Genomic DNA, 8,153 nt, shown 5'->3' on the forward strand with positions numbered 1-8,153 from the left:
GGGATGGGGAGTGCTTGGGGGAGCTCAGTGGTTCATGAACGCCGAGACCGGCAACGCCCGCTCGACGATCCGTACGTCACCGAGCCGCCCGTTCAGGATCTGGTCGATCTTGCCCGCGTACTCGTAGCCGCCGAGCAGCCACGGCAGGCCGACCGAGGTGAGCCCCACGGAGCGCGCGGTGGGATTGCGGGCTACGGGGCACCCCTGGACGTACAGCGTGGTGTGTGAGCCGTCGTTGACGACGGCGACGTGCCACCACACCTCCGGGCGCGTCTCGTCGCCCCAGTTGGTGGCGATGCCCTCCTGGTTGAGCGGCCAGACCGCCCATTGCGGGCCGGGACCGTCGGACAGCGACAGTGTGGCGAGCGGCTCGTCCGGATCGCCGTCGGTCTTGCCGGCGGCCCCGCCCGTACCGGTACGGCTGATGAGCCCCGCCCACTTGTTGTGCGCGGCGTCCCAGTCCGCGGGCAGCTGGTAGAAGGCCTCGATGGTGTAACCGCTGCTGAACTCGGCCGAGTTGAGCGGCGCGCTGCCGACCGTACGGAGATACGCACCCCGCAGCGGCGGCTTGTTGCCACGGAAGTAGAGGCTGCCGTGCCCCGGCTGGTCCGGATGGTGTGCCGAGGACCAGGTGAGCGACTTGGCGGGGGAGCCGGGCACGGTCACCACGGTGAGGTCGTTGCCGCGTCCGGACAGATCGCGGACGGTGCCCGTCACCACCGAGCCGTCCGTCCGCCCGTCGAAGCGCCAGTACGCGACCGTCCCCGGGACCAGCATCTCGGAGGCGGGCCGGGCCGCCCGGGGAGCTGTCGGGTCGAAGCCGGAGAAGCGCTTCTCGAAGTCGATGGCGACGGAGAACCGGTCCTCAGGACCGGTCAGTTCGATCTCTTCCCGTTCCAGTTCGTTGAGCCCGTCTCCCGCCCGGCCCAGGATCCACGGGGAGATCGTCTCGACGTCGATGGTGTCGCGGTCGAGGTCGAAGCGGTAGAGACGGATCATCGCCGCGCCGCCGTAGTAGCGGTTCTGGTAGTTCGTCAGATGCAGGTGTACGTCGTTTCCGGCAGCGTTCTTGCGGACGGCGCGGCCTGCCGGCCAGTTGTGCCCGTTGAGCGTGAGGAAGATCTGGTCGTGCTCCTCGATCAGCTGGTCCCAGAGCTGCTGGCCGTACGTGGAGAGCGTGTCGTCCTCGTAGACCAGTTCATGCGTGGTGAGGACGACCGGTGTCTTCGGGTGCTGTGCGATGACGTCCTTGGCCCATGCGTAGCCCTTGTCCGACAGCCTCCAGTCCAGGGCGAGGACGAGCCACTGCCGGCCGGCTGCCTTGAAGAGGTGGAAGGTGTTGTAGCCGTCGGGCGAGGCGCCGCCGAAGGTCGGCTTGCTCTTGAACCGCTGCGGGCCGAAGGCGTCCAGGTACGGGGTCGGGCCCCGCTGGTCGTCGGTGGACGACCGGACGTCGTGGTTGCCCGCGAGCACGCTGTACCCCACGCCTTGCTGATCGAGCAGCTCGAACGCCTTGCTCGCCGCGGCCATTTCGGCCTGCGCACCGTTCTCCGTGAGGTCTCCCAGATGGGAGAGGAAGACGATGTTCTCGTCCTCCCCGTGCTCCAGGATGTAGCGCAGCGACGCTTCGATCGGGGCGGGGTTGATGCTTGCTCCGTCGAAGAGGTACTGGGTGTCGGGCATCACGACGAGCGTGAAGCGGCGGCTGTCGGGGTCGGGGCTCCACGTCCCCGACGCCGGCGCCGCCTGCGCCGTGATCGCGGGCAGCGCCACCGTCGCCGCCGCCGTGGCCGCGCCGATCAGTGCGGTCGCCCGCAGGAAGTTCCGTCTGCCGGCGCCCGCCTGTTCGGCCTCGGCCTGGTCGTGCTCATGCAAATTGCACACTTCTGCTCCATGAAGGGGGATGCGTAGAAGGGGAGTGCCAGGGGGTGCTGCGGAGGGGGGTGGTGTGCCTAGGAGGGACGCGTGAATGAGGGGTCAGAGCACGCGCAGTGTCCACGACCAGCGGTGGGTGCCCGCCGCGACGAGATACTGGGGTGAGGTGTCGGGCCCGCACGAGGCGGTGCCCAGGCCGCGGTGCGCGGCGTCCAGGTGCACGACGCAGCCGGGCCGCGGCACCAGCTCGTCGTGGTGCGCGGCGGCGGCCAGGTCCTCGGCTCGGTAGCGGGTCACGGAGACCTGGCTCGGCGCTGCGAGGTCCACGGCCAGACCGGTGGCGTCCGGCGCCGACAGCGTGAAGCGGCGTACGCCGTGCCGTCCGCCGCTCTCCTGCGGCCGCAGATAGGGCGTGAACAAGTCGTCCACGTCGAGCGAGTGGTGCCCGACCGGTGCGCCCGCGCTGCGGTCCGGATAGGACTCCCAGGGGCCCTGCCCGTACCAGTCCAGGACGTCGAGCCCGCCGACCGTCTCGAAGACCGTGCCGACGCGCGCCACATCGTCCAGCGCTTCCGGCAGTTGGGCCGACTCCTCGATCCGCAGACCACCGGCGACCGGGGTGATCACCTGTTCGTGACGGACGATGCCCGCGCCGGTCGCGTACTCCGCCCGTACCGTCACCTGTGCGCCCTCACGGTCCAGGCCCAGGACCTTGCGTACGAGCGCGTCCAGGCCCCAGTCGCGCCAGCGGGCCGCCATGCCGCCGACCTCGTCGTTGTCGGTGGGGGCACGCCACAGGCTCAGGACGGGCGGCGAGGCCAGCATCGGGTGGACGAGCAGCCCATCCCCGTCCACCTCCACGGACGTTCCGGACACCGGCTCGTGCGAGGGTGCCGGGGCGATCCCCGTACTCAGCTCCGTACTCCGCCCCATACTCAGACAGACCTGCGGCAGACACACCTCCGTGCCGCGCGGCGCCCACGGCTCGTCGTCGGCCGTCGTCACCCGAAGCGTCAGCCAGGCCTCGCCCTCGGGAGCCGGGAACGGCATCGGGATCGCCTCCGAACAGCCCGGCGGTACGTCGGGGAGCGCGGCCGGTGCGGTCCGCGTGCTGCCGTCGGCGTGCACGAGACACCACTCGGCGCTCAGCCAGTCCAGACTCCGGAAGTGCTGCCGGTTGTCGACCAGGAGGACGCCCTGGCGGTACCTCAGCCGCAGCGGCGCCGCGATCTCCCGGTGCTCGTACATCGCCGGCTTCGGCGTCCGGTCCGGGAACACCAGGCCGTCCGCGCAGAACACTCCGTCGTTCGGGCTGTCCCCGAAGTCGCCGCCGTACGCCCAGCGATGGCCGGGCGCGGCGACACCCTTGCCATACAGCCCGGCGCCCGCGCGCCCGGCCGGTCTTCCGTCGTTCACACGCTGCAGAATGCCGTGGTCCCAGAACTCCCAGATGAAACCGCCCTGAAGTCCTGGGATGGACTCGATGGCGGCCCAGTGATCGGCGAGTGTGCCGTTGCTGTTGCCCATGGCGTGCGAGTACTCGCACTGGATGAGCGGCTTGGTCTGCTCCGCGGACAGGGCGTGCGCGACACAGTCCTCGATCGGCGCGTACATCGGGCAGGCGATGTCGGACGCGACCGACAGGTCGGCCCAGTCGAGCTTGGCCGCGCCCTCGTACTGCAGAGGGCGGGTGGGGTCGTGCCGGCGGACCCAGCCCGCCGCCGCGTCGTGGTTCGCGCCGTAGTCCGACTCGTTGCCCAGCGACCAGATGATGACGGACGGGTGGTTCTTGTCCCGCAGCACCATGCGCGAGACCCGGTCCACGAAGGCGCCCAGGTAGCGGGGGTCGTCGGCGATCTCGTGCGCGTGGTCGTGGGACTCGATGTTCGCCTCGTCGACGACGTAGAAGCCGAGATCGTCGGCGAGGTCGAGGAGGGTCGGGTCGTTCGGGTAGTGCGCCGTACGGATCGCGTTGAAGCCGAAGCGCTTCAGCAGGACCAGGTCCGCGCGCATGTCGTCGGCCGAGACGGTGCGTCCGGTGAGGGGGTGGAAGTCGTGGCGGTTGATGCCGCGGATGAATATCCGCTCCCCGTTGACGAGCAGGTTCGTGCCCCGGACCTCGACGTCCCGGAAGCCGACCCGGTGGTGCGAGGTGTCGGCGACCGAGCCGTCGGCCCGGTGCAGCCGGACGGTCAGGTCGTACAGCTCGGGTGTCTCGGCGGTCCAGGGCCGCACCTCGCGCACGGCCGCCGACAGCCGGGCCTCGCCGAGGAAATCGGACACCCGCATGTCCTCGGCGTTCACCCGGTCGAACTCCGCGTCCTGGACGAGCAGTTGGCCGCCCAGCGCCCCGGTGACGTACCACCCCTCCGGCAGCGCACCCGCCGCATCCCGCACCTGACAGTCGACCCGTAGCCGTCCGTCCTGGCGTGCCCGTACGGTCACGTCCGCGAGATGCAGCGGGTCCGTCGCGTACAGCAGCACCGAGCGGGTGATCCCGGCGTGCCACCACTGGTCCTGGTCCTCGATGTGCGAGGCGTCCGACCATTTGACGACGGTGAGCCGCACGGTGGCGGGATCCCCGGGACGTACGACGTCGGAGAGGTCGAACTCGGCGGCGAGGTGGGAGTCCTTGGAGATGCCGACCGGCGTGCCGTTCACGTGGACGAGGAGCACGCTCTCGGCCGCGCCCACCTGGAGCACGATCCGGCGGCCCGCCCAGTCGGCGGGGATGTCCACGGAGCGTTCGTACACGCCCGTCGGATTCGCGGCGGGCGACGCGGGCGGGAACTCGGCCCACGGCATCTGGAAGTTGGTGTACTGCGGCAGATCGCCCAGGTCCTGCATGGTCCAGGCACCGGGGACCTCGATCCGCGTCCACTCGCCAGAAGAGGCGCCGGGAGCGGGCACCAGCTGGAAGTGCCAGGTGCCGTCCAGGGACAGCGCGCCGTCGCGGCGGTCCACGGAACTCATCGGCAGCCGTCCCCAGGAGGTCACCTCGGGTGCCTCCCACGGGCGCAGCGCAATGAGGGGGTCGCGTCTCATCAGCGGATGGCTCCCTTGCCGAGGTCCGCGATGATCTGCTTGGCGCCGATCGCGAAGACGATGAGCAGGGGGATCAGGGCGAGAAGCGCGCCCGTCATGACCATTCCGTAGTCGGTCGTGCCGTGGACGCCGTTGAGCTGGGACAGGGCGACCTGGAGGGTCACGTTGTCCGGGTTGGTGAGGGCGATCAGCGGCCAGGCGTAGTCGTTCCACTGGCCCATGAACGTGAAGATGCCGAGGAAGGCCAGCCCCGGGCGGACCACCGGAAGCGCCACATGCCAGTACTGGCGCAGGAAGCTCGCCCCGTCGATCTTCGAGGCGTCGAGCAGCTCGTCGTGAATGGCTCCCTTCATGTACTGCCGCATCCAGAAGATGCCGAACGCGTTGGCCGCGGCCGGGACGACCAGCGCGGTCATCGAGCCGATCCAGCCGATCTTCGCCATGATCACGAACTGGGGGATGGCCTGGAGCTGCGCCGGCACCATGAAGATCGCCATCATCAGCGCGAACAGTCCCCGGCGTCCGGGGAACTGGAACTTGGCGAAGACGAAGGCCGCCAGCGAGTCGAAGAACAGGACCAGGAAGGTCACCGAGGTCGCGACCAGCAGCGAGTTGAACATCGACCCGAAGAAGTCGATGTTGTCGAAGAGATTGCGGACGTTCTCGAGGAAGTGCGAGCCGGGCAGCAGTTTCGGCGGGTAGGAGAAGATCTCGGTCGACGAGTGCGTCGACATGATCACGGCCCAGTAGAACGGGAAGACCGAGAGCAGCAGGCCGATGATCAGGGAGAAGTGGAGGGCGATGCCCCTGCGCTGGTCGCCCTTGATGCCCCGGCCGGAACGTGTACCGGATGTGCCGGAACGCGTACCGAATTTGATGGATGCCATGGTGACCGGGCCTCCTAGTCTTCGCCCCGGCGCTGCACCAGGCGCCAGTTGATGATCGAGAAGATGATGACGACGAGGAAGATGCCCCAGGCCACGGCGGCGCCGTAGCCGAAGTCGTTGTTGTCGAAGGTCTGCTGGAAGAAGTAGAGGACCATGGTCTGGCCCGAGTGGCCCGGACCGCCCGCGAACGACGAGTTGTTGTCGGTGGTCTGCAGCAGCACCTGTGGCTCGGAGAAGGTCTGCAGTCCGGTGACGGTCGAGATGACGAGCACGAAGAGCAGCACAGGCCGCATCAGCGGCAGCGTGATGCGGAAGAAGGTCTGCACGGGCCCGGCGCCGTCCATGCGAGCCGCCTCGTACAGCTCGCCCGGGATCGTCTGGAGGCCGGCGAGGAAGATGATCGCGTTGTAGCCGGTCCACTGCCAGGTCATGAGCGTGGCGATGGCGACCTTGATGCCCCAGGGCGTGTTCAGCCATGCCACCTGGTCCAGGCCGACCGCCTGCAGCAGGGCGTTCATCAGGCCGAAGTTGGTGGAGAAGACCGAGCCGAAGATGATCGCTACGGCCACGATCGAGGTGACGTTCGGCAGGAAGAAGGCGAAGCGGTAGACGTTCTTGAAGCGGACCGCCGAGTTGAGCATCACGGCCGTGACCATCGCCAGGAAGATCATGGGGATGGTGGCCAGTGCCCAGATGATCAGCGTGTTCCCGATCGAGTCCCAGAACTGGCTGTCGGAGATCAGATAGCGGTACTGCGAGAGACCGGCGAACTCCATCGAGCCCAGGCCGTCCCAGCGATGGAACGACAGGTACAGCGAGAAGCCGACCGGGATCAGGCCGAAGGCCAGGAACAGCAGGTAGAACGGGGAGATGGCGGCGTACAGCCGCCAGTGGCTCAGGATGCCCTTCTTGGGCGGCCCTGCGGGTGGCTCGGCCACGGGCGGCGGGGACTTCTCCAGCACGGGTGCGGTAGCCATGTCAGTAGCTCACCCCCAGGTGGTCGGCGATGCGCCGGCACTTGCTCATGGCGTCCTTCCAGGCCCTCTCCGGGTTCTTGCCGAGGATGGAGAAGTTCTTCAGCTCGTCGTCGATCGGGGTCTTCAGCGCGACGTCGTACGGGCTGTTGTAGGCGATCGGGATCTTCTCCGCCGCCGGGCCGAAGACGTTCATGGTGATCTGGTCGCCGAAGAACGGGTCCGGCTCCTGCAGCTTCTTCAGGTCGTACGAGGCCGGGGTCGACGGGAACAGCACCGAGTCGACGAAGCCCTGGGCCTGGTTCTCGGGGTTGAGCATCCAGGTGATCAGCTCGAAGGCCTTCTCCGGCTCCCGGCAGGCCTTGGTGATCGCCAGGAAGGAGCCGCCGATGTTCGACGGGCCGCCCGGACAGCTCGCCACCCGCCACTTGCCCTTGGTCTTCGGCGTGTTGAGCTTGATGTCGCCGGCCGCCCAGGAGGCGTTCAGCTGGCTGGGCAGCAGGCCCCGCTCCGTGGCCGAGATGTTGTCCGGCGTACCGTTGATGATCTTCGAGACCAGTCCGCGGCGGGTGGCCTCGACGGCCCGGTCCCAGGCGACGCGCACATGCTCCTGGTCGCCGATGAAGTTCCGGTCCTTGTCGACGAACCGCTTGGTCGACTGGTTGACCGAGATGCCGTAGATGCTGAGGGCGTCCGTGAGGATGAACGCGCCGGGGACCCGCTTCTTGAGCTGCTCGCCGGCCGCCAGGAACTTCTCCCAGGTGTCCAGTTCCCTGGAGACGTCCTCGGGCTCGTACGGCAGTCCGGCCTTCTCGAAGGTGGCCGGCTGGTAGTAGTGGGCGACCGGACCGCAGTCGATGGGGAAACCCACCATCGAGCCGTCATCGGCGATGCCCTCGTCCCACTTCCAGGCCAGGTACTGGTCCTTGAGCTTGTCGGCACCGAGTGTGCGCAGGTCCACGAACTGGTCGGCGTTCGGCAGGTACTGGGCCATGTCCTCGCCCTTGAGCCCGGCGATGTCCGGGATGTGGGCGCGTCCGGTCATCGTGGTCATCAGCTTCGAGCGGTAGTAGCCGCCGATCTGGATGGCCTGAAGATTCACCGCGCTGTCGTAGCGGGCCTTGGTGTCCTGGACGACTTTGGGGCTCAGCCCGCCGCTCCAGTACCACAGCACCATGTTCCGCCCGGTCGAGCCGGTCGGAACGCCGCAGCCGGACGCCAGGCCGCCGAGCGCTGTGGCGGCCGTGCCGGCCAGACCGGCGCGCAGCAGGCCCCTTCGTGAGAGCCGCACAGCTCCCACCGCCTTTCGGATTGTTCGGTGTTCGCGTGGGGGGATTCAGTTCTGCCGGGTGGGGGCCGGTGGGGTCACCGG

At 68.4% G+C, this 8,153-nt stretch carries 5 protein-coding genes; all 5 read right to left on the reverse strand.

Annotated features, from left to right (window positions below; all coding sequences use genetic code 11):
* Nucleotides 1-24: 24 nt before the first annotated feature.
* The 5 genes from G5C60_RS48200 to G5C60_RS48220 all read right to left on the reverse strand — a co-directional run bounded on the left by G5C60_RS48200 (nt 25) and on the right by G5C60_RS48220 (nt 8,072).
* Nucleotides 25-1,884: a LamG-like jellyroll fold domain-containing protein gene (locus G5C60_RS48200; RefSeq protein WP_165270233.1), complete on the reverse strand. Its 1,860-nt coding sequence runs from the start codon at nt 1,882-1,884 to the stop codon at nt 25-27.
* 93 nt (nt 1,885-1,977) lie between these two features.
* A complete protein-coding gene (locus G5C60_RS48205; protein WP_165270235.1) occupies nt 1,978-4,920 on the reverse strand; it encodes a glycoside hydrolase family 2 TIM barrel-domain containing protein in 2,943 nt (980 codons plus the stop codon).
* Entirely contained in the window at nt 4,920-5,807 is an 888-nt protein-coding gene (locus G5C60_RS48210; protein ID WP_165270237.1) for a carbohydrate ABC transporter permease, read from the reverse strand. The genes G5C60_RS48205 and G5C60_RS48210 overlap by 1 nt, the downstream gene beginning before the upstream one ends.
* 14 nt (nt 5,808-5,821) lie before the next feature.
* The gene (locus tag G5C60_RS48215; RefSeq protein WP_165270239.1) at nt 5,822-6,784 is read right to left on the reverse strand and encodes a carbohydrate ABC transporter permease; all 963 of its coding nucleotides are present in this window, start codon (nt 6,782-6,784) and stop codon (nt 5,822-5,824) included.
* Between the two features lies 1 nt (nt 6,785).
* Nucleotides 6,786-8,072: an extracellular solute-binding protein gene (locus G5C60_RS48220; RefSeq protein WP_165270241.1), complete on the reverse strand. Its 1,287-nt coding sequence runs from the start codon at nt 8,070-8,072 to the stop codon at nt 6,786-6,788.
* Nucleotides 8,073-8,153 lie beyond the last annotated feature (81 nt).

Origin of the sequence: Streptomyces scabichelini, from assembly GCF_011045015.1 — a bacterium.
GTDB lineage: Bacteria > Actinomycetota > Actinomycetes > Streptomycetales > Streptomycetaceae > Streptomyces > Streptomyces scabichelini.

Bases quoted from the DNA above. Each gene is read 5' to 3' on its own strand.
- G5C60_RS48210 (WP_165270237.1), bottom strand. From the start codon at position 5,807: ATGGCATCCATCAAATTCGGTACGCGTTCCGGCACATCCGGTACACGT.
- G5C60_RS48215 (WP_165270239.1), bottom strand. From the start codon at position 6,784: ATGGCTACCGCACCCGTGCTGGAGAAGTCCCCGCCGCCCGTGGCCGAG.
- G5C60_RS48205 (WP_165270235.1), bottom strand. From the start codon at position 4,920: ATGAGACGCGACCCCCTCATTGCGCTGCGCCCGTGGGAGGCACCCGAG.